This is a genomic window from Amycolatopsis sp. CA-126428, from assembly GCF_002904335.1.
Lineage (GTDB): Bacteria > Actinomycetota > Actinomycetes > Mycobacteriales > Pseudonocardiaceae > Amycolatopsis.
Window position 1 is genome coordinate 79,366 of the sequence record NZ_PPHF01000074.1, and the last position, 22,201, is coordinate 101,566.

The 22,201-nt window shown below is 73.4% G+C and carries 16 protein-coding genes; 8 read left to right on the forward strand and 8 right to left on the reverse strand.

From position 1 onward, the window contains the following. Positions 1-14: 14 nt before the first annotated feature. Both C2L58_RS51375 and C2L58_RS18725 read left to right on the forward strand, forming a co-directional pair. On the forward strand, positions 15-695 hold the full coding sequence (locus tag C2L58_RS51375) for a PadR family transcriptional regulator (protein WP_304532857.1): 681 nt from the start codon (positions 15-17) through the stop codon (positions 693-695). 398 nt (positions 696-1,093) lie between these two features. Continuing rightward, the gene (locus C2L58_RS18725; RefSeq protein WP_369904228.1) at positions 1,094-1,843 is read left to right on the forward strand and encodes a class I SAM-dependent methyltransferase; all 750 of its coding nucleotides are present in this window, start codon (positions 1,094-1,096) and stop codon (positions 1,841-1,843) included. A gap of 1 nt (position 1,844) precedes the next feature. On the opposite strand, the gene C2L58_RS18730 is transcribed toward C2L58_RS18725, so the two are convergent. The 4 genes from C2L58_RS18730 to C2L58_RS18745 form a co-directional block, all read right to left on the reverse strand. Further along, complete coding sequence (locus C2L58_RS18730; protein WP_103338867.1) at positions 1,845-3,164, reverse strand: M14 family zinc carboxypeptidase; 1,320 nt, start codon at positions 3,162-3,164, stop codon at positions 1,845-1,847. A gap of 197 nt (positions 3,165-3,361) precedes the next feature. Next, entirely contained in the window at positions 3,362-8,830 is a 5,469-nt protein-coding gene (locus C2L58_RS18735) for an ATP-binding protein (protein WP_103338868.1), read from the reverse strand. Positions 8,831-9,077: 247 nt separating this feature from the next. After that, on the reverse strand, positions 9,078-9,317 hold the full coding sequence (locus C2L58_RS18740) for a hypothetical protein (RefSeq protein ID WP_103338869.1): 240 nt from the start codon (positions 9,315-9,317) through the stop codon (positions 9,078-9,080). Between the two features lie 147 nt (positions 9,318-9,464). Next, positions 9,465-11,093, reverse strand: coding sequence for a DUF6345 domain-containing protein (locus C2L58_RS18745; RefSeq protein ID WP_103338870.1), 1,629 nt, complete (start codon positions 11,091-11,093; stop codon positions 9,465-9,467). A gap of 1,345 nt (positions 11,094-12,438) precedes the next feature. Between C2L58_RS18745 and C2L58_RS18750 the strand changes: the two genes are divergently transcribed. The 3 genes from C2L58_RS18750 (at position 12,439) to C2L58_RS18760 (ending at position 15,231) form a co-directional block, all read left to right on the forward strand. Then, positions 12,439-12,762, forward strand: coding sequence for a hypothetical protein (locus tag C2L58_RS18750; RefSeq protein ID WP_103338871.1), 324 nt, complete (start codon positions 12,439-12,441; stop codon positions 12,760-12,762). A gap of 78 nt (positions 12,763-12,840) precedes the next feature. Continuing rightward, complete coding sequence (locus C2L58_RS18755; RefSeq protein ID WP_103338872.1) at positions 12,841-14,349, forward strand: CehA/McbA family metallohydrolase; 1,509 nt, start codon at positions 12,841-12,843, stop codon at positions 14,347-14,349. 66 nt (positions 14,350-14,415) lie between these two features. Next, positions 14,416-15,231: a hypothetical protein gene (locus tag C2L58_RS18760; protein WP_233225796.1), complete on the forward strand. Its 816-nt coding sequence runs from the start codon at positions 14,416-14,418 to the stop codon at positions 15,229-15,231. 154 nt (positions 15,232-15,385) lie between these two features. Here the strand turns inward: C2L58_RS18760 and C2L58_RS18765 are convergent, their stop codons facing one another. Continuing rightward, complete coding sequence (locus tag C2L58_RS18765) at positions 15,386-16,591, reverse strand: MFS transporter (RefSeq protein ID WP_103338874.1); 1,206 nt, start codon at positions 16,589-16,591, stop codon at positions 15,386-15,388. Positions 16,592-16,672: 81 nt separating this feature from the next. Here C2L58_RS18765 and pdxR point away from each other — a divergent pair, with 81 nt between their 5' ends. Continuing rightward, entirely contained in the window at positions 16,673-18,085 is a 1,413-nt protein-coding gene (gene pdxR, locus C2L58_RS18770; protein ID WP_103338875.1) for a MocR-like pyridoxine biosynthesis transcription factor PdxR, read from the forward strand. On the opposite strand, the gene C2L58_RS18775 is transcribed toward pdxR, so the two are convergent. Both C2L58_RS18775 and C2L58_RS18780 read right to left on the reverse strand, forming a co-directional pair. Further along, entirely contained in the window at positions 18,013-19,446 is a 1,434-nt protein-coding gene (locus C2L58_RS18775) for an MFS transporter (protein WP_103338876.1), read from the reverse strand. The two genes, pdxR and C2L58_RS18775, sit on opposite strands and share 73 nt — an antisense overlap. 76 nt (positions 19,447-19,522) lie before the next feature. Then, positions 19,523-19,999, reverse strand: a complete 477-nt coding sequence (locus C2L58_RS18780; RefSeq protein ID WP_199191330.1) for an SRPBCC family protein — start codon at positions 19,997-19,999, stop codon at positions 19,523-19,525. A 162-nt stretch (positions 20,000-20,161) separates the two neighbouring features. On the opposite strand from C2L58_RS18780, the gene C2L58_RS18785 reads away from it, so the two are divergent. Both C2L58_RS18785 and C2L58_RS18790 read left to right on the forward strand, forming a co-directional pair. Further along, on the forward strand, positions 20,162-20,677 hold the full coding sequence (locus C2L58_RS18785; RefSeq protein WP_103339416.1) for a bifunctional nuclease family protein: 516 nt from the start codon (positions 20,162-20,164) through the stop codon (positions 20,675-20,677). Positions 20,678-20,756: 79 nt separating this feature from the next. Further along, entirely contained in the window at positions 20,757-21,725 is a 969-nt protein-coding gene (locus C2L58_RS18790) for a sigma-70 family RNA polymerase sigma factor (protein WP_103338878.1), read from the forward strand. Here the strand turns inward: C2L58_RS18790 and C2L58_RS18795 are convergent. After that, entirely contained in the window at positions 21,689-22,168 is a 480-nt protein-coding gene (locus C2L58_RS18795; RefSeq protein WP_103338879.1) for a DUF2087 domain-containing protein, read from the reverse strand. The genes C2L58_RS18790 and C2L58_RS18795 overlap by 37 nt on opposite strands. Between the last annotated feature and the right edge of the window lie 33 nt (positions 22,169-22,201).

A 22,201-nucleotide genomic window follows, 5' to 3' on the forward strand; every position in this document is an offset into this window, starting at 1 on the left:
GGCCGGAGCATGAGGTGCCGGGGCAGGAGGACTGGGACGGCGGCCCGGAGCTGGCCCGAGGGTTCCCGCCGCCGCCACCCCACCCGCCCCAGCCCCCGGGCGTACCGGGCGGGCCGGGCTTCCCCGGTTTCCCGGGCGGCCCGGGCTCGTTCGGCGGCCCGGGCGGCTGGTTCGGCGGGGGCGGGCCGTTCCAGCGGGTCCGCGAGTTCCGCGGCGGCGGAGGCGGCCGCCCGCCGGCCCGCCCGGTGCGGCCGGCGGTGCTGGCGCTGCTGGCCGAGGAGCCGAGGCACGGTTACCAGCTGATGCAGGAGATCCGGCGTCGCACGCACGACCGCTGGCGGCCCAGCCCGGGATCGGTGTACCCGATCCTGCAGCAGCTGGAGGACGAGGGTCTGGTCCACACGGTCGAGACGGCCGGTCGCCGGGTGGCGGAGCTGACCGACGCGGGGCGCGAGCACGTGGCGGGCCGCGAGGAGGAGTTCGCGGCGCTGTGGGAGGAGCCGGAGGAGGAGCCGGGCGCCGACCGCTTCGCGGCACTGTGGCACGCGCTGGGCGAGCTGTCCGGCGCGGCCGCCCAGGTGGGCTACAGCGGCAACGAGGCCCAGGTCGCGGAGGTGAAGAAGATCCTCGCGGACGCGCGGCGCCGGGTGTACGCGGTACTGGCCGACGCGGGCCTGGAGGACGACGACGCCTGACGGCCGGGTCCGCGGGCCGCCGTCGGCTCCATATCGCTGCGCCCGCCGGCCGCCATGCGTCCCCGCCGGCCGGATCGTCCACATCGGACGGTCCGGCCGGCGGGTAGGCTCCACCCCATGGAGGAGCAGGACTTCGCCGCCCACCTGACCGCGACCATGACCGGCAGCGCCCTCACCATGCTGATCGGCGTCGGCCACCGCACCGGCCTGCTCGCCGCCGCCGCGCGGGGCCTGCCACCAGTGCCGGGCTCGCCGACCGCGCCGGGCTTCAGGAACGCTATGTCCGCGAGTGGCTCGGCGCCATGGTCACCGGCGGGATCTTCACCTACGACGGCCGCGAGTACACCTTTCCACCTGAGCACGCCAAGTTCCTGCTCGGCGAAACCGCGTCGAACCTGATGCCGTCACTGCTGACGCTGTCGGCGTTCACCGGCATCCTCCCGGACCTGGAACGCGCGTTCGCCGAAGGCGGCGGTGTCCCGAGGGCGGCCTACGGGCCCCACCTCGAAACCCTCGGCGCCAAGACCGGCGACAGCTGGAAGCACATCTACCGCGAGCACCTCGTGGACGGCTTCTTCGGCGCGGTCCCCGGTCTCAAGGAACGGCTGACGGCGGGCGCCCGCGTGCTCGACCTCGGCTGCGGCACCGGGCACGCGATCGGCGTCGCCGCCCGGGCGTTTCCCGCCTCGCGCTTCACCGGCCTGGACATCAATGCCGGTGTCGTCGAGCAAGCGAGAGAACACCGGCTCCCCAACGCCGACTTCGCTGTCGGGGATGCCGCCGAGCTGACCGCCGATCCGCCCTACGACGTCATCACCGCGTTCGACGCCGTCCACGACCAGGACCGCCCGGACGTCGTGCTGCGCCGGATCCGCGGCGCGCTCGCCCCGGACGGCCTGTTCTTCATGGTGGACACCAACTTCTCCAGCCACCTGGAGCGGAACATCGGCCACCCGCTGGCGGCCCTCACCTATTCGATCAGCCTGATGTACTGCACGACGACGTCGCTGGCCGAGGGCGGCGCCGCGCTCGGTGCCGTGTGGGGCACCGAAAAGGCGTCGGAAATGCTCGCGGACGCGGGGTTCCGGCACGTCGAAGTGCTCGGATCCCCGCGCCCGCAGAACTGCATCTACGCCTGCCGCCCGTGACTCACTGCTGGTACGGTGCCGCCGCGGCCTTGGCGGCGGTGACCAGCGCGCCCTTGTTCTTCGGCCAGAACGTGCTGTCCACGCAGGTGTAACGCGGCAGGAAGCCACCGCAGGTGCCGCTCGAACCGCCGACCTCGAACGTCACGCTGGCGACACCCAGTTCGCCGTAGGTGAAGTCGTCGGTGGTGCCGGACGTGTCGTAGCCGACGGTCTCCTCGTTGGTGCCGACCAGGTAACCGTTGGACGCGGAGTACTTCGCGCCGAGCCTGCGGTACTGGGCGTCGTTCGGCGAGGTGGCCTGGGTGAAGCCCCACGGGATGATGATGTCGTTGCCGTAGCTGTGCAGCGTGATCATCGTGCCCTTGGCGGTCGCGGGCGCCGGGTCGTTGTTCCCGGTGCCCCGCTGGTCCGGGTAGATCGCGCGGGCCAGCTTCTCCAGCGCCTGCACCTCCGGCTCCGAACCCGCGCTCACGCCCTGGTAGGTCTCCGAGCAGGCGGAGTTGGAGTCGCCGCCCCACTTGAACGTCGAGTTGCGGTTGAGGTCGACGCCGATGTTCGTGCCGCTGCAGCCGCCGCGGGAGTTGTTCGCGTTCTTGCGCTGCAGCTTCGGCGAGTTCCCGCCGGAAGCGACGATGTCGACGCCGTCCGGGTTGGCGATCGGCACCACCCACACCTCGGTGGTGTCCAGAATGGACTTCGCGGTGGCGTCGGTGGCGTAGCCGTCGGCGAGGTAGTCGATCCAGCGCCAGGCGAGCTCACCGGTCGACAGCTCGCGCGCGTGGATCTGGGCCATCAGGAAGAACTTCGGCTTCGTCGACGTCGTCGACAGCGTGCAGTCGCCGGCCTGCTTCTTGGTCAGGCAGATCGCCTGGACGTCGTGGCCGCCCTGGCCCTTGGTCTTCTTCCACGACTGCCCGATCGTGTACTTCGTGGCCAGGTCGGGGTGCGCCGAGGCGACCTGCGCGAGGTGGTTCTCGTGCGCGGTGACGGTCCGGTACCCGCCGTAGAAGGTGTCCGCCGCCAGGCTCTCCGTCCGCGCGGGCAGTTCCTTGTAGACGGTGTCGAAGTACGAGGGCCGGTAGCCGAGCGCCCGCAGCTTCGCGGCAACGGCTTGGCCGCCGACGACGTTGACGCTGCCGCCGTCCCCCTCCTCGACGTCGAACCCGGCCGCGGCCAGCGCCTGCGCCTGGGTCGCGGTGGCCGGGACGCGCCAGAACACCGGCGTGTCCGCCGCCTGCGCGGTGGCGGTGCCGCCGAGCAAGGAGGTGAGCAGGACCCCGGACGCCGCGAGGGCGAGCCGGGACAAGGACCTTGACGCCATCGGGGGATCTCCTCACGCCGCACGGATGGAGGTCCGGTCGGAACCCGTGGTCACCGTACCGGCACGCACAGTGTGTCGGCCCGGTGCAAAGGGGTCATACCCCCGAAAGTCGCGAGTCTGCCGCGGCCCGGTCGTGAGTGGTAAGGCGGGTTAGAACCCGCGTTACCACTCACGACAGCCGCGGCAGACCTCGGACGCTACTTCTTCAAGCCGTGTTCGATGGCTTCGATGATCCGGGGTCGCAGCTCGGCTGCCGAGATGATCGCGTCCACCGAGCCGACCTCGACCGCTCGCTGGATGCTGTGGACCCGGTCGAACTCCGCCGCCACCTCGCTCACCTTCTCCGCGCGGACCGCCGACTGGACCTCCGCCAGCTGGGCGCTCAACGCCGCCCGGGAAGCGCCGCCGGCTGCCGCCACCTGGGCCTGCAGGTCCGTTACGCGCCGGTCGTTCGCCGTGCGATTGTTGACGTCGCCGGCGAACACCACCGCCGCCGCCGGGGCGCCGCCCAGCACCGAAGCGAACGAGCCCTCCAGGGCCAGCACCGTCATGTTCGGGTTGAGCGCCTTGGAGAACACCACGAACGCGCCGCCGTGGTACCGCGAAATCACGCAGAACACGATCGGGCCCTCGAAGTTGACGATCGCCCGGCCGATTTCCGCGCCGTATTCCAGCTGCAGCTTGCGCAGCGACTCCGGCGAGCCGTCGAAGCCCGACAGGTTCGCCAGCACCACCAGCGGCCGGTTGCCCGACGCCGCGTTGATCGCCCGTGCCGTCTTCTTCGACGACCGCGGGAAGAGCGTGCCCGCGGTGTACGTGTCCGGGCCGTCGGTGGGCGGGAAGCCGCGGCGGGGGACCGACCGCGACTCGATGCCGACCAGGCAGACCGGGCGGCCGCCGATGTGCACGTCCTGCACCGCCGCGGTGTCCGCGTCGGCCATGCCCGCCCAGCGCTCCAGCACCGGGTGGTCCTGGTCGGACAGCGCGCGCATGACCGTGCGGATGTCGAACGGCTTCTTGCGGTCCGGGTTGTGCTCGGCCGAGAAGATCTGGCCGACCGTCGTGAAGTCGCTGCCGACGATCGCGTGCGGGAACGACGAGACGTCCCGGGTGACCGGGTCGTTCGTGCCCACCTTGCGCGGCCCGGCCTCGCCCGGCACCACGTACGTGTGGTCGTAGTGCGCCATCAGCACTTCCCGCGCGGCCGGCAGGTTCGGCGCCCAGTACTGCGCCTGGCCGTTCGGGCCCATCACGCGGTCGTAGCCGCCGATGCCGAAGTTGTCTTCGGCCGACACGCCGCCGGAGAAGTCGAGCGCCTGCTTGCCGGTGAGCACCATCGCCGAGTCCGGCGTCATCACCAGGATGCCCTTGGTGTGCATGAGCATCGTGGCTTCGGCGTTCCAGTACGGCTGGGCGCCGACGTTGATGCCGTTGACCACGATGTTGATCTCGCCGCCGTCCTGGGTGAACGTGACGATCCGCTTGAGCGCCGCGGCGACCCAGTCCATGTTTTCGGTGCCCGAGGACATCGAGATCCGCGCGCCCGACGACAGCGCGAACCACTCCAGCGGGACCTGCATCCGCTCGGCCAGGTCGAGCGCCGCGATCACCCGCGAGCACTCCGGTTCCGACAGCGCGCCCAGCGACTTCGTCGGGTCGCCGAGCAGCACGACGCGGGTGACGCCCTCGGGGTGCCGCTCGGACGGGGTGGTGACGACACCCGCGATGATCGCCGCGGTGTTCTTGCCCTTCGGCCGGTCCACCGGCACCAGGACACCCGAAGAATCCAGGTCGTGCTCGGTGAACGTGCCCTCCGGGCCGGAGAGCAGGCCGGTGATCTCGTACGGGTAGACCGTTCCGCGCCGCGCGGCGCGCAGCACCTTCAGGCGGTAGTCGTCGAGGGGCTTCACCGGCTCGGTCGACGGCGCCTCGACGTGCAGCCGCGCGCCGTGGCCGGGGTCGAGGGCGATCCGGACGGCGAGCTCGGTCAGCTTGCCCGTGTCCGTGCGCCGCCGCGCCAGGAACTGGACCTCCTCCAGCCCGGCGCCCACCGACGTCGGCAGAATGCGCTGGACGAGGGTGTTGAGCTCCTCGGTGGTCAGGTCGGTCGGCGGCCAGACGTACATCATGATGCGGTTCGTGTCGAACCGCTTGTTCTGCGGCCGCTGCGCCTGGATGTTGCGGATCGCGTCGAGGCAGGCGGTGACCGCGTCCTCGAGCGCCGGCAGCGCGACCAGCCGTCCGTCGGCCTCGCGCAGCGGCGTCAGGTCGCGGACCTGGCCCATCGCGATGAGCCGCTCGTCGGCCGGATTGGTCTTCGCCGCGGCCTTGAACAGGTAGATCTCTTCGTCGGCCGAGGGCAGCCGGGTAAGGTCGAACTCGCGCAGCCGCTGCAGCTGCAGGCGCTGGGCGATCTGCGGGTGCAGGCCGCGGATCAGCCGGTTCTCGGTGAAGCCGACCCCCTCGCGTTCGAAGGTGAAGTGGTGGTGCATCACCGCGCCGCCGGTGCCGGCCACGGTGATCACGAACCGGCGCACGCCGGTGGGCAGCGGGCTGTCGGCGAGCAACGCGCCGAGCTGCTCCGCGGTCGCGTCGACCTCCGGCTGGTCTTCCCAGCGCAGGTACAGGTCGGCGACCACACCGTCGGTGGCCACCTCGCCGAGCGCGCGGAGGGCGCCGGGCAGCTCGGCGATGTCGACGGCGGTGGTGACCAGCGGCAGCACGCCTTCGGGGGCGTTCAGCTCGGCGGTCAGCCAGCGGTGCCCGCCGGCTTCGCGCACGGCGACCCCGGAGAGCCGGCGGTTGCCGTAGTACCGGCGGGTGAGCACCTCCAGCAGCGGCGCGTGGTCGCGGCCCGGCCGCCCGATCCGCTGCCCGATCAGCCGCACGAGGGGTTGGGAGCCGGTGATCATGGCCTGGATCCGCTCGGCGCGGTCCGGCGCGTCCGGGTGCTGGTCGAGGTAGGTCAGCTCGGTGCGGACGGCGGCGTAGACGCGGGCGCGGTTGCGGCGCAGCAGCGGCTGGGCGAACCAGCGGAAGACCACGCCGCGGGCCAGGTCGGACACCGCGGGGAAGCGCACCTGCGTGGCCTCGACCAGGTGCTCCAGGGTGAGCCCGGCGCGTTCGCTGAGCGGCTCGGCGGGCGGCGCCCCGGCCAGCCACTGCCGCAGCAGCTCCGAGACGACCGCGACGTCGGCCGCCGTCCGCTGCTGGGCCAGGAAGATCCGGAAGACCGCCGCCTCCAGCTCCGGCGTGCGCTCCAGGTCGGTGACGCCGTAGTGCGCGAGGACCCGCTTGAGCTTCGCCTGGAAGCCCTCGGTGACGCCGGCGCGTTCGACGTCGAGGCTCTGGAGGTAGCTGTGGAAGAACTCGCGCGAGCTGTGCACCGGGCTGCCCGGTTCGGTGTCGAGTTCGCCGCCCGGGGTGTTGCGGCTGAGCTCGGACAGGTCGGCGAAGACGGTGAGCAGCTCCAGTTCGCCCTCGACCGGCCGGTTGCCCAGCTCGGCCCGGGCCTCCAGGTAGGTCGCGAGGAGCCGCTTGCGCTCGGCCGGGTCGACGTCGAAGCCGAGCAGCAGGCTGCGCAGGTCGTTCAGGCCGCGTTCGACGCGCTCGGCCGCGGACACGCCGTCCGGCACCGAAGGCAGCTCGATCTCGACGGTCTCGGCCTCGTCGGCCGCCTCGTCCTCGGCGCCGTCGGCCAGCGGTTCCAGGCGCATCAGCGGCGCGCCGGTCTCGACCTGGCTGCCGACGGACACCGGGCATTCGCGGACGCGGGCGCGGAACGGCGCGCGCAGCACCGTCTCCATCTTCATGCTTTCCAGCACGAGGATCGGCGCGTTCGCCTCGACCTCGTCACCGACGGACAGCGGCGTGGCGACGACCAGCGCGGGCGCGGGGGAGCGGACGACGCCGCCTTCGTCGCGGCTGATGCGGTGGGTGACGCCGTCGACCTCGACGAGGTGGATCGGGCCGTGGGTGGCCGAAACCAGCCGGAAGCGCCGCCCGTTGACCAGGATCTGGCCGCTGTGGGCGTCGAAGCGGTCGATCTCGATGTCGGCGTGGTGGACGTCGGACGCGCCGGCCGAGATGCCGACGCGGAACCGGGTCCGCCCGGCCCGGGCGACGGAGACGCGGTAGCCGACGCCCCGGAGCTTCAGGTCGAGCGGGCGGCTCTCGTGCTGAACCTGCGGGCGGCCGCCGTGCGCGGTGGCCAGCAGCCGCTGGACGGAGACCTCTTCCTCGTCCTGGTAGGCCTCGATGGCGGCCGCGGCGAGCGCGATCGCGGAGTGCCGGTGGGTGACCAGGCGGCCCTCGGCGCGGACGCGGTCGATCCAGCCGGTGTCGGCGCTGGCGTCGATCACCTCGGGCTGGTCGAGCAGGTCGAGCACGAAGCTCTTGTTGGTCGCGCCGCCCTCGATGATCACCGTGGTTTCGGCCATCGCGCGGCGCAGCCGGCCGAGGGCCTCGTCGCGGTCGCGGCCGTAGGCGATGATCTTGGCGATCATCGAGTCGAAGTCGGCCGGGATGGTGTCGCCCTCGCTGACGCCGGTGTCGACGCGGATGCCGGGGCCGGCGGGCAGGGCCAGCCGCGCGATGCGGCCGGGGGAGGGGGCGAAGTCGCGGTCGGGGTCTTCGGCGTTGAGGCGGGCTTCGATGGCGTGCCCGCTCTCGGCCGGCTGCTCGCCCTCGAGCTTGCCGCCGCCGGCCACGTGCAGCTGCAGCTTGACCAGGTCGGTGCCGGTGGTGATCTCGGTGATCGGGTGCTCGACCTGCAGGCGGGTGTTGACCTCGAGGAAGGCGAACAGCTTCTCGCCCGGGTGGTACAGGAACTCGACGGTGCACGCGCCGCGGTAGCCCACGGCCACCGCGAGCCGTTCCGCCGACGTCTTCAGCTCGGCCGTCTGCGGCGGCGAGAGGACCGGGGAGGCGGACTCCTCGATGATCTTCTGGTTGCGCCGCTGCACCGAGCAGTCGCGGACGCCGAGCGCCCACGCCGTCGCGCCGTCGGAGATGACCTGGACCTCGACGTGCCGGGCGCCGGTGACCAGGCGCTCCAGGAACACGACGCCGGAGCCGAACGCGCGCAGCGCTTCGGAGCTGGTGCGCTCGTAGGCGTCGGCGAGGTCCTCGCCGGAGGCGACCATGCGGATGCCGCGCCCGCCGCCCCCCGCGGTGGCCTTGAGCATCAGCGGGTAGCCGATCCGCTCGCCGGCCGCCAGCGCGTCTTCGAGCGTGGCGACCTCGCCGCGGCTCCACGGCGCCACCGGCACGCCGACCTCTTCGGCGATCAGCTTCGCGCCGATCTTGTCGCCGAGCTTGCGCATCGCGTCCGCGCTCGGCCCGACGAAGGTGACGCCGACCTTCTCGCACAGCTCCGCGAAGGCCGGGTCCTCGGCCACGAAACCCCAGCCGACCCAGGCGGCGTCGGCCTTCGTCTCGACCAGCGCCCGCTCGAGCTTGGCCAGGTCGAGGTAGGGGCGAGCCGAGGCCGGGCCCAGGTCGTAGGCGAGATCCGCCTCGCGGACGAACGTGGCGGTGCGATCGGCGTCGGTGTAGAGGGCGACCGTCTCGATCCGCGTCCCGGTTTCCGCCGACAGATCCCGGACGGCGTGGATGAGCCGCATCGCGGCCTCTCCGCGGTTGACGATGGCGACACGACTGAACACCGGCTGAGCCTCCCAAGTACCACGCGCAGAAGGCGACGTACCTGTCCTGGAACGTCGCCTGCACTTGTCTACACCCTGGTGGATGACCGGGGCCGGGACCAATGTCCGCGATGGCGCATGCCGAGGCGGCTGAGTTGTGGGAACCCCACAAAAAGCGACCCGCACCACACCGCGCGGACCCGCTTTCACGCGAGGTTCGCGACAAAGCACCCTGCGGGCGCGCGAACGGCAGGTGACGCGGGAGCGATCAGGAGGCGAGCAGGACGTCCGACTCCAGGACTTGCCCTAGTTCGCGGCGCTCGGCTTCCGACAGGGGGACGGCGGCGACGTCGCACCGGCCGTCCGGCCCCGGCGCGGTGGTGACCACCAGCACGGGCCGCCCATCGATTTCACGGAGAGTGACGCGGCCACCGCACGCGAGGTCGACGGTGACGCCGGGGCGCTCGCGATGCCTGCCCAGCCAGCGGCTGACGAAATCGAAGGTCATCGCGGTCTCCCCTCGGTACGGCGCGCTCCCCCTGGAGCACAGGTGTCGCTGGCGGATGCCCCGGATACCGCGGATCTACACCCGATCGTGCGAAACCGACGGGCCGGCACCCCCCGACGTGGTGCCGGCCCGCCCGGTTCGCGCCGGTCAGCGCAGGGGCGCCTCCAGGACGTACCGCTTCGCGAGCCCGGCACCGCAGTCGACCTCGACGGTCCGCCGGACGACCGGGGTGCCGTCGTCGCCGCGCAGCGCGTAGCCGACCGCCGTCGAGTCCGGGATCGTGCGGATCTCGGCGGGCACGCGGCCGCCGGCCGAGAGCCGGCGCAGCAGCCGCTGCAGCGGCGCGTCGAGTGCTTCCTCCACAGTGGACGGATCGCGGGTGGCCGCGCCCGCCGCCGGCGGCGCGGTGGGCGCGCCTTCGGTCAGCCGCTCGACCTCGCGGGTGGCGTCGACGATCGTCGTCACCGTGCCGCCGCCGTCGATGCCGACCCGCACCTCGCCGAGGCCCGGCGTGACGACCGGGCGACCGTCGACCAGCTGCGTGAACACCACGTGCGTCTCGCGCACCCGCGGGTCGGCGACGTCGTCGGCGGTGCCGCCGGCGTGGTACTGGTGGCGCACCTTGTCGGCGACCAGGTCGACGCGGTCGGCCAGGCCGAACGTCTCGATGGCGTCCTGGGCGATCCGGACGGCTTCGTCCGCGCTCGGCGCGTCCCGGCCGGTGCCGTCGGCGTCGGCGAAGGTGATCTCGCGGACGCCGCGGTGGTCGACGCTCAGCCGCGGGCCGCCCTGGCCGTCGCCCAGCACGACGCCGTGCGGGCCCATCGCGTCGTCCGGCACTCCGCCGCCGAGCCGGACGCCGTAGTGGCCGGCCAGCTCGGCCAGCCGCGCGGCCGAAAGCCGCGGCGGCGCGAACCGGGCGGTCTGCGCCGAGCCCGGCAGCTCCAGCTCCGGCGCCCGGATGCTCTTGGCGGCGTCGTACCAGGTCCACCACCACCAGTTCTTCGACGCGGCGGCGCTCGAGAAGGACCCTTCGTTCCACAGCCGGTCCTGCGCCTCGGCCTGCGTCGCCCCGCACGCGACGACCGAGGGCGCCTGGTGGTGGTCGATGTCCCAGGACGCGTCCAGCCACGCCTTGCCGAACTTGTGGCCGTTGCCGTTCCACTTGCTGAAGAAGTAGGCCCCGTAGTTCGGGCTGTCGACGCTGGTCGTCTCGAAGCCGAAGATCATCCGGAGGCCGAGGTTGGCCGCGTCCCACGTGCGGATCGGGCTGTTGCCGTCGCCGATGCGCAGCGAGAGGCAGGTGGAGAAGAACAGGTAGCGCGCGACCTCGTTGCCCAGCCGCATGTCGGCCGAGCTCGCCCAGGCCGACCCGCCCCAGGTGCCGCCCATCGGCATCCAGAAGACGCCGCTGGAGTCCATGGTCCCGTGCCCGGAGTGGTACTCGGCGACGCAGGCGTCGAAGCCGTAGGTGCCCTGCCAGTCGTCGTACTGCTCGCCGTAGATCCACGACAGCACGCCGCCGTCGGTGTACCAGTAGTTCGGGGCGGCGAACTGCTTGACGTAATTGTAGAAACCGCCCGCGTCCTCGTGGGTGTAGGAAAGGTCGTTCATCCCGGGCGGGAAGTCCTCGATGGAGCAGACGCCGTACCGGTTCGCGCCCCGATCGGCGGCGACGCCGGTCCCGGAGCCGAACGGATCGGCCGAGGTCAGCGCCCGCGCGCCGGCGGCCGCGCCCGGTGGCGCGGTGACCGCGCCGTTCTTCAGCAGTGCCATGATTCCTCCCCGTGGGTGGCAGAATGCAGCGATCGGACGGTAGTCGTCACCGCGGTGAAAACATTCGGATACAGCTTTTTGCCACACCTTCAGCGCAATTTGTTCAGCGCTGCACCGATTCTGTGGAGTATTTTTGCGCGGAGCCGGGAACCGGTCGGCCCGCACCGGCCACAGTGGACATCACCGCGACGGGCAAGGCCGGGTTGGCCGCGGCGGCGGTGCCGGTCCGCTCGTCGGGGTGGCCCAGAAGATCCACAATGGACTTCGCGGGCAGGCCCGGGTGCCGGGCGAGCGCGCAGGCGATGCCGGGGTCGGCGGTGGCGCCGCGGATGTTGGCCAGGGGATGGTGAGGCTGGGCGCGGACCGGCGCGCCGGCGAGCAGCGTGCGGGCCAGGCCGGCCGGGCAGTGCGGGTGCGCCGCGATCCGGGCGGCGACCGTGGTGCCGTGGCGGGCGAGGGTCCGCGGCCGGGCTCAGGCCGGGGTTCGCCGCGACGGCTCGCGCGACGCCGGCGTCCGGGTCCTCGGCGAACCGGGCGACGAGGTCGGCCGGCAGGTCCGGGCGGGCCGCCGCGAGCCGCCTGACCTGCGCCGCGGCGGAACCGGCGAGCGTGCGCAGCTCGACCTCGCGAGCAACCCCGCCGCCGTCGCGTTCCTGCACCGCTGCTCAGGGTGGCGAGCAGGTCGATGGGCGCCGCCCCCGGTTTCCATGCTACCGGTGACCACCGACAGGATTCGGCTTCGTCCGCGATCCGAAGCAGGAGGTCCGCGGGTGCCTGCTCGTTGGCGGCCGAGGCCAGGCGGACGTCCCGGCGGTGATCCCCGGCCGGCCGTGCGGTCGGCCGCCGGCAGCGCGCCGCCGAGGTGACGACGTCGAGGTCCGGGTCCTCGGCCAGGAGGTCCACCGGCTCGGGGAGCGGGCACCGGGTGCTCAGCTCGGCGCGGATCACCGGGTCGGGGTCGCGGGCCAGCCGGTCGAACCAGGCCGGGTCCGCGTCCGGGTGCTCCAGCACCGCCGGCCCGCGCCAAGGATCGCCGGACGGGACGTCGGCCGGGGTGAGCAGGCCGTGGTCGCGCAACGGGTACCACACTCCCGCGCCGCAGCGGGCCGCGAGCACCCCGGCGTGGTCGCGGGTCAGGTCCCGCGGGCGGCGAGGACCGGCCCCAGTTCGTCGTCGGCGGTCGCGACCAGGTGGTTCAGCAGGGGAGCGGGCTGGGCGGGGTTGGCGGCCAGGCCGCGCCGCGACGGGGTCGTCGTCTTCTCCGAACGCTCCGCCCGGGTGCGGAACAGCGCAAGATCGCGGAAGTTCGCGGCGCCGCAACCGGTTTGGCGGCCAGAATGGCGGGATGAAGCTGGAGCAGGTGGCGTCGGCCGCGCGGCGGATCTTTTCGGCCCGGCTCGTCTACGGTGATCCGGTCGAGCGGGACGGCGTCGTCGTCATCCCCGCCGCGGCCGTCTACGGCGGGGGAGGTGGTGGCGGCGGAGACGGCGCACCGGCCGGGCGGGAGGGCGCCGGCTTCGGGGTGATCGCCCGGCCCGTCGGCGCCTTCGTCGTCCGCGACGGCGCGGTCACCTGGGTTCCCGCCGTCGATGTCACGCGGCTCGGGCTGGCCGCCGCCGTCACCGTCGTCGCCCTCGCGAAGATCCTGGCGAAGCGCGCAGGATCCTGACCGGGGTCCGGCGAAAGTTCACCGCCGGTTGGTGTCCGCGCCGGCCTGGCGCGCCTAGCGTCGGGTGCGGAGGTGCGCATGAATCCTGGGGACTTCGGCCGGCGGACGCTGCTGCGGGCCGGTGGGGTGGCGGCGGCCGCGGGGATGCTGCCCGGCGTGGCGTTCGCCGATCAGCCGGGCGGCTCGGGCAGCCGGACCCGGACCGTCACCGGCACGCTGGAACCGGACGTGCCGGACTGGTACTACCTGCCCGTCGACGTCCCGCGCGGGGTGCGGCAGATCGACGTCGTGTACTCCTACGACCGGCCGCCCGTGCCGGCCGGCACCCGCGGGAATGCCTGCGACATCGGCATCTTCGGCCCCGAAGGCCACGACCTCGGCAACGCGCGCGGCTTCCGCGGCTGGTCCGGCGGCTTCCGCGACCGGTTCTCGATCAGCGCTTCCGAAGCCACCCCCGGCTACCTCGCCGGCCCGATCAGACCCGGCCGGTGGCACGTCATCCTCGGCCCGTACACCGTGGCGCCGCAGGGGCTGAACTACCGGGTGGACATCACGCTCACCTTCGGCCCGGACGGCGTCCCGTTCAAGCCGAACCCGGCGCCGGAGACCGCGCCCGCCCGCGAACGCGGCCGCGCCTGGTACCGCGGTGACAGCCACCTGCACACGGTCCACTCCGACGGCCGCCGCACGCCGGAGCAGCTCGTCGCCGACGCCCGGGCCGCCGGCCTCGACTTCATCGTCTCCACCGACCACAACACGTACAGCTCGCAGCTGGTCTGGGGGAACCACGCCACCGACGACCTGCTGATCCTCAACGGCGAAGAGGTGACGACCCGGTCCGGGCACTGGCCGGCGATCGGCCTGCCCGCCGGCACCTGGATCGACTGGCGCTACCGCGCGGCCGACCCGCGGGACTTCCGGCGCTTCACCGACCAGGTGCACCGCGCCGGCGGCCTGGTCACCGCGGCGCACCCGTTCGCCAACTGCTTCGGCTGCACCTACGAATTCGCCTACGACATCGCCGACCTCGTCGAGGTGTGGAACGGCCCCTGGACACAGGACGACGAGGCGAGCGTCATCCACTGGGACGGGCTCCTGCGCGGCGGCCGCTTCATCCCGGCGATCGGCGACTCCGACGCGCACAACCCGGACCAGCGCGTGGCCCTGCCGCACACCGTCGTGCTCGCCGACCGGCTGCGCCGCCAGGAACTCCTGGCCGGGCTGGCGGCCGGGCGTTCGTGGCTGGCGGAATCGGCGTCGGTGCAGCTGGACTTCACCGTCTCGGGCGGCGGGGCGAGCGCGGGCATCGGCGAGCGGCTCGCCGCGGGCACCGGGACACCGGTGACGGTCAAGGCGGTGGTGGCCGGCGTGCCGGGGACGACGGTGACGTTCCTCGACCAGCTCGGCCCGGAACACACCGAGCCGATCGGCGACTCCGGCGCGGCCACCGTCACCTGGACGACGTACCCCCGCTACAGCCGCTGGGTGCGGGTCGAGGTCCGTCGCCCGTCCGGCGGCCCGAACACCACGGTGCCGAACGCCATGGTGGCGATGTCCAACCCGATCTTCCTCGGCGCCGCCCACTGAACCCCGCCCGGCGCACCGCGTCCTCCTATTGGGCAGACTGGTGCGAACGGGTGGAGGGGAGGCAGGGTGCGCGGTTGTGGCCTGAAGCTGGCCATGGTCCTGGTGGCGGTCGTCGTGCTGGCCGCCGGGATCATCGTGGTGGTGGCGTACACGCGCGGTGAAATACGGACGCCGGGGTGCACGGTGGCGCGGCCGGGGGACAAGGCGTCCAGCTCCACGTTCACCCCGGAGCAGATGAACAACGCGGCGACGATCGCGGCGGTCGGCACCAAGCTCGGGCTGCCCGCCCACGCGGCGACGGTCGCGCTGGCGACGGCGTTGCAGGAGTCGAAGCTGCGCAACCTCGAGGGCGGTGACCGCGACTCGGTCGGGCTGTTCCAGCAGCGCCCCAGCCAGGGCTGGGGCACGATCGCCCAGCTGCGCGACCCGGTCTACGCGGCGACGGAGTTCTACGAGAAGCTCGAGAAGCTGCCGAACTGGGAGGCGCTGCCGATCACCGAGGCGGCGCAGGCGGTCCAGCGGTCGGGTGCCCCGGACGCGTACGCGCAGTGGGAGTCGCAGTCCCGCACGATGGCGGCGGCGTTCAACGGCCAGTTCCCGGCCGCACTGACCTGCCGCAACCTGACCTTGGCGGCGCCCGCGGACCTCGCCGGGCCGTCGACGGCGGAACTGGGCACGGCCACCCTCAGCGGCCCCCACCCGGCGGCCCAGGGCTGGACGTACGCGACCTGGCTGGTCGGCCGCGCGGAGGCGCTGGGCGTGGACAAGGTGAGCTTCGCGGGCCAGACGTGGACGGCGGAATCGGGCGCATGGGTGCAGGACCCGGCGGCGGGCCAGGACCTTTCCCTGCACCAGACCGCGGCGGCGCAGGTCAGCGAGTAGCCGGGTCGCCCCAGGGCGGCCAAGGGGCCAAGCGGCCAACGGGCCAAGGGGCCAAGGGGCCAAGCGGGCCGGGCTGCCCAGGCGGTCGAGCGGCCCAACCGGCCAAGCGGCCGAAGCGCCCGAGCGGGCCAAGGCGGCCATGGAGCGCTCGGCGTCAGCGGCTCGCGGCGGCCCAGCGCACCGCCGGGCCCATCGCCCAGCCCGCGGCCGCGAACACCGCCCCCAGGACGAGCCACCCGGCGAAGCCCCCGCCGACCACCAGCGTGCTCAGCAGGACCGGGCCGACCGCGCGGGCCACCGATGTCCCGGTGCCGAAGAATCCCTGGTACTCGCCCTGCTTGTCCGCCGGGGCCAGGGCGAAGCCGATCTCCCACGAGCCCGCCGACTGGAGCATCTCGCCGAGCACCTGTACCAGCGCCCCGGCGACGAGCACCGCGAACGCCACCGCCGGGGACGTCCCCAGTGCCGACAGCGCGAACGCCACGCACGAAGCCAGCAGCACCACGCCCGACCGGCGCACCATCCGCGCCGCCGAGGCGAGGGTCGTCAGGCGGCCCGCCACGCGGACCTGCAGGACCACCACCACGACCGTGTTGAGCACGAACAGCGCCGACACCGTCCAGCCCGGCGCCGCGGTGTGTTCGACGATCCACAGCGGGATCGCGACGCTCAGCAGCGGCATGCGCAGCAGCAGGATCGCGTTGAGCAGCGTCACCAGCGCGTACGGCCGGTCGCGCAGCACGGCGGACTTCGGCGCGCCCGGGCGCCCCGAAGAGCGCGGGGCCGCCGGGAGCTTGTGCAGCAGCGCCGCCGTCACCACGAAGGCCGCCGCGTCGAGGACGAACACCGTCAAGTACGCCGAGGCCGTGTCGGCCGAGAGGGCGAGGCCGCCCAGGCCGGCGCCGACGGCGAGGCCGGCGTTGCCCGCGGACTGCAGGTGGGCCCGGATGCGCGTCCGCCGCTCCGGATCGGCCAGCGCGGCCAGCAGCGCCTGGCGGACCGCGGCCAGCCCGGTCTGGCAGCTGCCGTAGAGGCACGCGGCCAGCACGAACATCATCGGCGAGCGCACGACGAGGAACGCCAGGATCGACACGCCCGTCGCCAGCGCCAGCAGCACCGCCGCGCCACGGGCGCCGTGGCGGTCGGCGAGGCGACCGAGCGGCACCCCCGCGACCGAGCCCACCGCCCAGCCGACCGTGAGCCCGAGCCCCACCTGTGCCGGCGTGAGCCCGGCGATCCGCGTGAAGAACAGCACCGAGCAGGTCAGGAACGCGCCGTCGCCGAGCGAGCCGGCCAGCTGGGCGGCGGCGAGCAGACGGCCGGGGCGCCGGGTCTTCGGACGTTCGAGGAGCGCTGTCATGAGCAGAACGGTAGAGCCGTCTTTGGCCCGATCCCAGATCCAATTCCGGCCAACCGGATTGGGCCAATGTAGCCTCGCCGGATGGACTTCCACGTCAGCCTGGCCGGCCGCGGCGACCTCAGCGTCCGCATCTACCGCCAGCTGCGCGACGCCGTCCTGGACGGCAGGTTGCGCGCGGGGGAGCGGCTGCCGCCGACCCGGGAGCTCGCGCGGCGCCTGGCCGTCTCGCGCAACACCGTCGCGGTCGCCTACGACCGCCTCACCGCCGACGGTTTCCTCACCGGCCGCGTCGGCGCCGGGACGTACGTCAGCGGGGAACTCCCGGCGCCGAAACCGCGCACCGCGCCGTCGAAAAAGGGGCCGCAGCCGAAGGCGGTGTGGCGGTCACTGCCGGCCCCGGCCGCCGTGGGCCCCGCCCCGGTGTTCGACTTCCGCGTGGGCATCCCCGACGCCACGCTGTTCCCGCTGGACACCTGGCGACGCCTGCTCGCGCGGGAACTGCGGGACACCGCCGGGTTCGCGCACTACGCCGAGCCCGGTGGCCACCCTGGGCTGCGCGCGGCGATCGCCCGGCACGTCGGCGTCTCGCGCTCGGTCCGCGCCGGCGCCGACGACGTGCTCGTCACCCAAGGTGCGCAGCAGGCCCTGGATCTGCTCTGCCGCGTGCTGCTCGAACCCGGCGACCGCGTCGCCATTGAGGAGCCCGGCTACCGGATGGCGAAGCAGCTCTTCGCCTCGCACGGCGCCGACGTCGTGGGTGTGCCGGTGGACGGCGAAGGGCTCGACGTCGCCGCCCTGCCGCCGCGCACGAAACTGGTCTACGTCACGCCGTCGCACCAGTTCCCGCTCGGCACGCCGATGTCCCTCGCCCGCCGCACGGCGCTGCTGGCGTGGGCGGCCCGTGCCGGCGCGGTCGTCGTCGAGGACGACTACGACAGCGAATTCCGGTTCTCCGACCGGCCCCTGGAACCGTTGCAGAGCCTGGACCGCGACGGCCGCGTGGCCTACGTCGGCTCGTTCTCGAAGACGCTGCTTCCCATGCTGCGCCTGGGGTTCCTGATCGCCCCGGCTTCATTGCGAGACGCGCTGCACCACGCGCGCCGGCTGTCCGGCTGGCACGGCGACCTGCCCGCGCAGGCCGCGCTGGCCGGGTTCATCGACGAAGGCCTGTTCGCGCGGCACCTCCGCCGCGCGACGAAGGTCTACGCGGACCGCCACGAGCGCATCACCGCGACCCTGGAGCGGGTTTTCGCGGGCCGTCTCAGCCCGGTGCCGTCGGCGGCGGGCCTGCACCTGTGCGCCCTGGCCGAGGACGGCACGGACCTGGAGCCGGTCGTGGCCCGCGCGGCCGCGGCCGGGGCGGCGATCCAGACGCTTTCCGATCTGTGCGGCGGTTTCCCGCGCCAAGGCGTGGTCCTCGGCTACGGTTCGATCCCGCCGGCCGGGATCGACGCCGGGCTCGCGGTGCTCGACGAGGCCTGGGGCTCGGCGTAGTGGTCCGTGCGCCGCCGGGCGGCGATCAGCAGGCCGCCGGCGCTCGTCAGCGCCGCCGTGGCCAGGATCATCAGCCAGCCCCGCCGGAAGTCCGCCAGGTCCGGCGTCCCGGCGAAGACGGCGACCAGCACCGCCGTGCCCAGGACCGTGCCGATCTGCCGGGCCGTGTTCACCATCGACGAGCCCGCGCCCCAGCGGGGCGGCGGCAGGACCGTGCCCACCACGCCCGAAAGGCTCGGCAGGATCAGCCCGACGCCGAGGCCGGTCAGCAGCTGGCCCGGCAGCATCGACACGACGTAGCTGGGCACCGATCCCATGTTCAGCACCCAGATCAGCACGCCGGCTCCGAACGCGACGCCGCCGAGGGCGACCACCGGGCCCGGCCCGAAGCGGTGCACGAACCGGCCGCCGAGGATCGACACCGGCACCACCACCAGCGGGCCCGGCGCCAGGGACAGCCCGGCCACCAGGATCGAGTCGTGCCAGATCGACGTCAGGAACAGCACGTTGCCGAACAGCATCGCCGCGAAGCCGGCGGCGAACACGCCGGTGGTCAGGCAGGCCAGCCACAACGTCGGGACGCGCAGGGCCGGCAGGTCCAGCACCGGCACCGGGTGCCGCGCCGAGCGCAGCGGGACCCAGGCCAGCGCGACGGCGGCCACCGCGAACGCCAGCAGCACCGGCGGCGCGCCCCAGCCGCGGCCGGGCGCCTCGACCAGCGCGTACGCCGAGGCGCCGACGCCCACCAGCAGCCCGGCGGCGCCGAGGACGTCCGGGACGCCGGTGGACGTGTCCCGCGACTCGCGCAGCACGCGCGGCCCGGCCAGCAGGGTCGCCGCGCAGATCGGCAGGTTCACCAGGAACACCCAGCGCCAGGACGCCTCGACGAGCAGGCCGCCGACCGGCGGGCCGAGGGCCGCGGCCGCCGCGCCCACCGACGCCCAGACCCCGACCGCCATCGGCCGCCGGTGCGGCGGGAACGCCGTCAGCAGCAGCGCCAGCGACGTCGGCATGACGAGCGCGGCGCCGATCGCCTGCACCGCGCGGAAGGCGATCAGCACGGGGATCGACGGCGCGGCCGCGCAGGCCGCCGAGGCGAGGGTGAACACCGCCACGCCGGCGAGGAACAGCCGGCGGCGGCCGTAGCGGTCGGCCAGCCGCCCGGCCGGGGCGAGGCAGGCGGCGAACAGGACCGTGTAGCCGTTGAGCACCCACGACAGCGTCGCCAGGTCGTCGCCGGGGAACGCGGCCCGGATGCCGGGGAAGGCGATCGTGACGATGAAGGTGTCCAGGCTCGCGAGGAACGCGGCCGTCGAGACGACGAGCAGCACGAGGCCGGGCTTCGGCGCGCTGGGGGGCATGGTCCTCCTAGGTTCGAAAAAACAACCTAGCTGGACAGGGTGGGTCCTAACAAGAGACCCACCTGTTCGAAGCGACTCAGGTCACCTGGCGGGCCCGGCGGGCCCGGGTTTGCAGCGCCGCGAGGGTGTGCTCGATCGACCGGACGTTGTACCCCGGCCGGTCGGCGCGGCCGGTGACGCGCGGCCCCATGAACTTCCGCACCACCCAGCTGCCGATCCGGTACCAGTTCTCGGTGACCACGCAGCCGTCCGCGGCCGGCGCCAGCACGTACTCCCACCGCGAAACCCGCGAGCCGAGCGGCGTGCGCACGTCGAAGGCGAACCGGCGGCCGGGCTCGAACGCGACCACCCGCACCCGCGTCCACCACTGCAGCTCGCCGTTGCGGTTGCGGCCGCGGAACCGCGCGCCGAGCGCCGGGCCGGTGCCGTCCAGCCAGCGGCCGCCGACGTTCTCCGGGCTCAGCTCGCCCATCCGCGGCAGGTCGGTGACCCACGACCACACCGTGTCCGGGTCGGCGGAGACGGGCACACTGCGCGAAATCGTCGGTTCCACGTCCCGACGGTGACAGCGGCCGCCGCCGCCGGGCAAGGCGCCGGAGCGGACTCCGCAGCCGAGAAGAGGCCGCTGCCGGAAAACCCGGCCGCCGGATCGGGTTGCCGACCCGCCGTTGTGGGTACTTCGCGCGCGGAGGAGTCCCTCGACACGGACGGGGCGGTGGTCAGCGTGATTCCGATCGAAGTGGTGGGAATGGCCGTTCCCGTGCCCGGTGAGGCGCCGCTGATGCTGCTGCGCGAGCCGGAGGGCGCACGCCGCTGGCTGGCGATCATGATCGGGTACGGCGAGGCGGAGGCCCTCGTGCGCGCCCGGGAACAGATCGCGCAGCCGCGCCCGGGCACCATCGAGCTGCTCGGCGACGTGCTCGCCGCGTTCGGCCAGGGCCTCGCCGCGGTCGAGCTGACCGAGGTGCGGGACGGCATCTTCTACGCCGACCTCGTGCTCGCCTCGGGCACCCGCGTCTCGGCTCGCCCGAGCGACGCGGTCGCGCTCGGCCTCCGCCAGGGCGCGCCCATCCGCGTCGCCGAAGAGGTGCTGGACGTCGCGTCCGTGCAGCTCGAGGTCGAGCAGGAAGCCGAAGGGCCGGCCGCCGACGTGCTGGACGCCGAAGCCGAGGTCGCCCGGTTCCGCGCCGAGCTCGACGGCCTGCGGCCGGAGGACTTCGACGACCTGTAGGAAGATTTCTCCCGCCGGCGATGAATTCCGGCCGCGGCTCCGGTACACCCACTCCGAAGCCGCCGGCGACGGGAGAACGATGCAGGACTTCGCGACGCGCACGGAACCGCATCGGCGTGAGCTGCTGGCGCACTGCTACCGCATGCTCGGCTCGGTCCACGAGGCCGAGGACCTCGTGCAGGAGACGCTGGTCCGCGCGTGGAAGGCGTGGGCGGGCTACGACCCCGCCCGCGCCTCGGTACGCACCTGGCTCTACCGCATCGCCACCAACGCCTGCCTCACCGCGCTCGAAGGGCGCGCCCGGCGGCCGCTGCCGTCCGGGCTCGGCGGCCCGGGCGACGACCCGGGCGCCCCGCTCACGCCCTCGTTCGAAATCCCCTGGCTGCAGCCGTTCCCGGACGCCCGCCTCGACGACCCCGGCCTGCGCCTCGCCCGCCGCGGCACGCTCCGGCTGGCGCTGCTCGCGGCGATGCAGACCCTCCCACCGAAGCAGCGCGCGGTGCTGATCCTGCGGGACGTCCTGGAGTTCAGCGCGGCGGAAGTGGCCGGGTTCCTCGACACGACCCCGGCCGCGGTCAACAGCGCCCTGCAGCGCGCCCGCGCGGGGCTGGGCGGCCTGTCGGCGGACGAGGTACCCGAGCCGGCCGACACCGCGGTCGAAGCGGTCGTGAACCGCTACCTGCGCGCGTTCGAACGCGCCGACGTCGCCGGGCTCGTCGAGCTGCTCACCGACGACGTCGTGATGGAGATGCCGCCGGTGCCGCTGTGGTTCCGGGGCCGCGGCGACTACGGCCGGTTCATGGAGCGTCTGTTCGGGATGCGGGGCGCGGAGTGGCGGATGACCCGCACGGCCGCCAACGGGCTTCCCGCGCTGGTGGCCTACTGCCGCGACGACGCCGGGGTGTTCCGGCTGCACACCCTGCAGGTGTTCACCGTGCGGGACGGGCGGGTGGCGCACAACGTCGTGTTCGCCGATCCAGGCGTGCTCGCGCTGTTCGACCTCCCGGCCACTCAGCCGGCCGCGCGGGCTTCCGACGGACGGCCGTAGGCGCCGCCGTCGTTGCTGCGCTGCAGGAGGCCGTCGTCGACGAGGTAGCGGCGGAGCGTCGCGTGGTCGTCGTGGACCATCGAGAGCTTCTCGCGGACGTCCTGCTCGCTGTAGAGCCGGCCGGGTTCGAAGCGTTCGGCGAGGTACGCCAGCAGCAGCTGCCGCCGCCGGCCCGAATGCGGGATCGAGACGAGCCGTCCGTGGCGGAAGAGCGCGTCGAGCGGATCGACCGGGGCCTTGGCGAGCGCGTCGCGGAACACCGGCGGCACGGCCCGGTAGCGGCCCTCGGTCACGGTGACGAGTCCCGCGTCGACGAGCCGCTTCGCGAGCTTGGCGGTGGCTTGGCTCGCCTCGAGCCCGTCGGGGGCGGTGCAGATGCGGGCGAAGAGCTGGAGCCGGTCCGGGTCCGCGAGGGCGGAGACCAGCGCTTCCGGGGAGGCCATGGTCAGCGACCGTACCCGCGCTCGCCCCGGGGG

What these genes read in the sequence shown, in the direction of transcription:
- C2L58_RS18725 (WP_369904228.1), top strand. Translation starts at nt 1,094, where the DNA reads ATGCCGTCACTGCTGACGCTGTCGGCGTTCACCGGCATCCTCCCGGAC.
- C2L58_RS18730 (WP_103338867.1), bottom strand. Translation starts at nt 3,164, where the DNA reads ATGGCGTCAAGGTCCTTGTCCCGGCTCGCCCTCGCGGCGTCCGGGGTC.
- C2L58_RS18740 (WP_103338869.1), bottom strand. Translation starts at nt 9,317, where the DNA reads ATGACCTTCGATTTCGTCAGCCGCTGGCTGGGCAGGCATCGCGAGCGC.
- C2L58_RS18745 (WP_103338870.1), bottom strand. Translation starts at nt 11,093, where the DNA reads ATGGCACTGCTGAAGAACGGCGCGGTCACCGCGCCACCGGGCGCGGCC.
- C2L58_RS18750 (WP_103338871.1), top strand. Translation starts at nt 12,439, where the DNA reads ATGAAGCTGGAGCAGGTGGCGTCGGCCGCGCGGCGGATCTTTTCGGCC.
- C2L58_RS18755 (WP_103338872.1), top strand. Translation starts at nt 12,841, where the DNA reads ATGAATCCTGGGGACTTCGGCCGGCGGACGCTGCTGCGGGCCGGTGGG.
- C2L58_RS18765 (WP_103338874.1), bottom strand. Translation starts at nt 16,591, where the DNA reads ATGACAGCGCTCCTCGAACGTCCGAAGACCCGGCGCCCCGGCCGTCTG.
- pdxR (WP_103338875.1), top strand. Translation starts at nt 16,673, where the DNA reads ATGGACTTCCACGTCAGCCTGGCCGGCCGCGGCGACCTCAGCGTCCGC.
- C2L58_RS18775 (WP_103338876.1), bottom strand. Translation starts at nt 19,446, where the DNA reads ATGCCCCCCAGCGCGCCGAAGCCCGGCCTCGTGCTGCTCGTCGTCTCG.
- C2L58_RS18790 (WP_103338878.1), top strand. Translation starts at nt 20,757, where the DNA reads ATGCAGGACTTCGCGACGCGCACGGAACCGCATCGGCGTGAGCTGCTG.
- C2L58_RS18795 (WP_103338879.1), bottom strand. Translation starts at nt 22,168, where the DNA reads ATGGCCTCCCCGGAAGCGCTGGTCTCCGCCCTCGCGGACCCGGACCGG.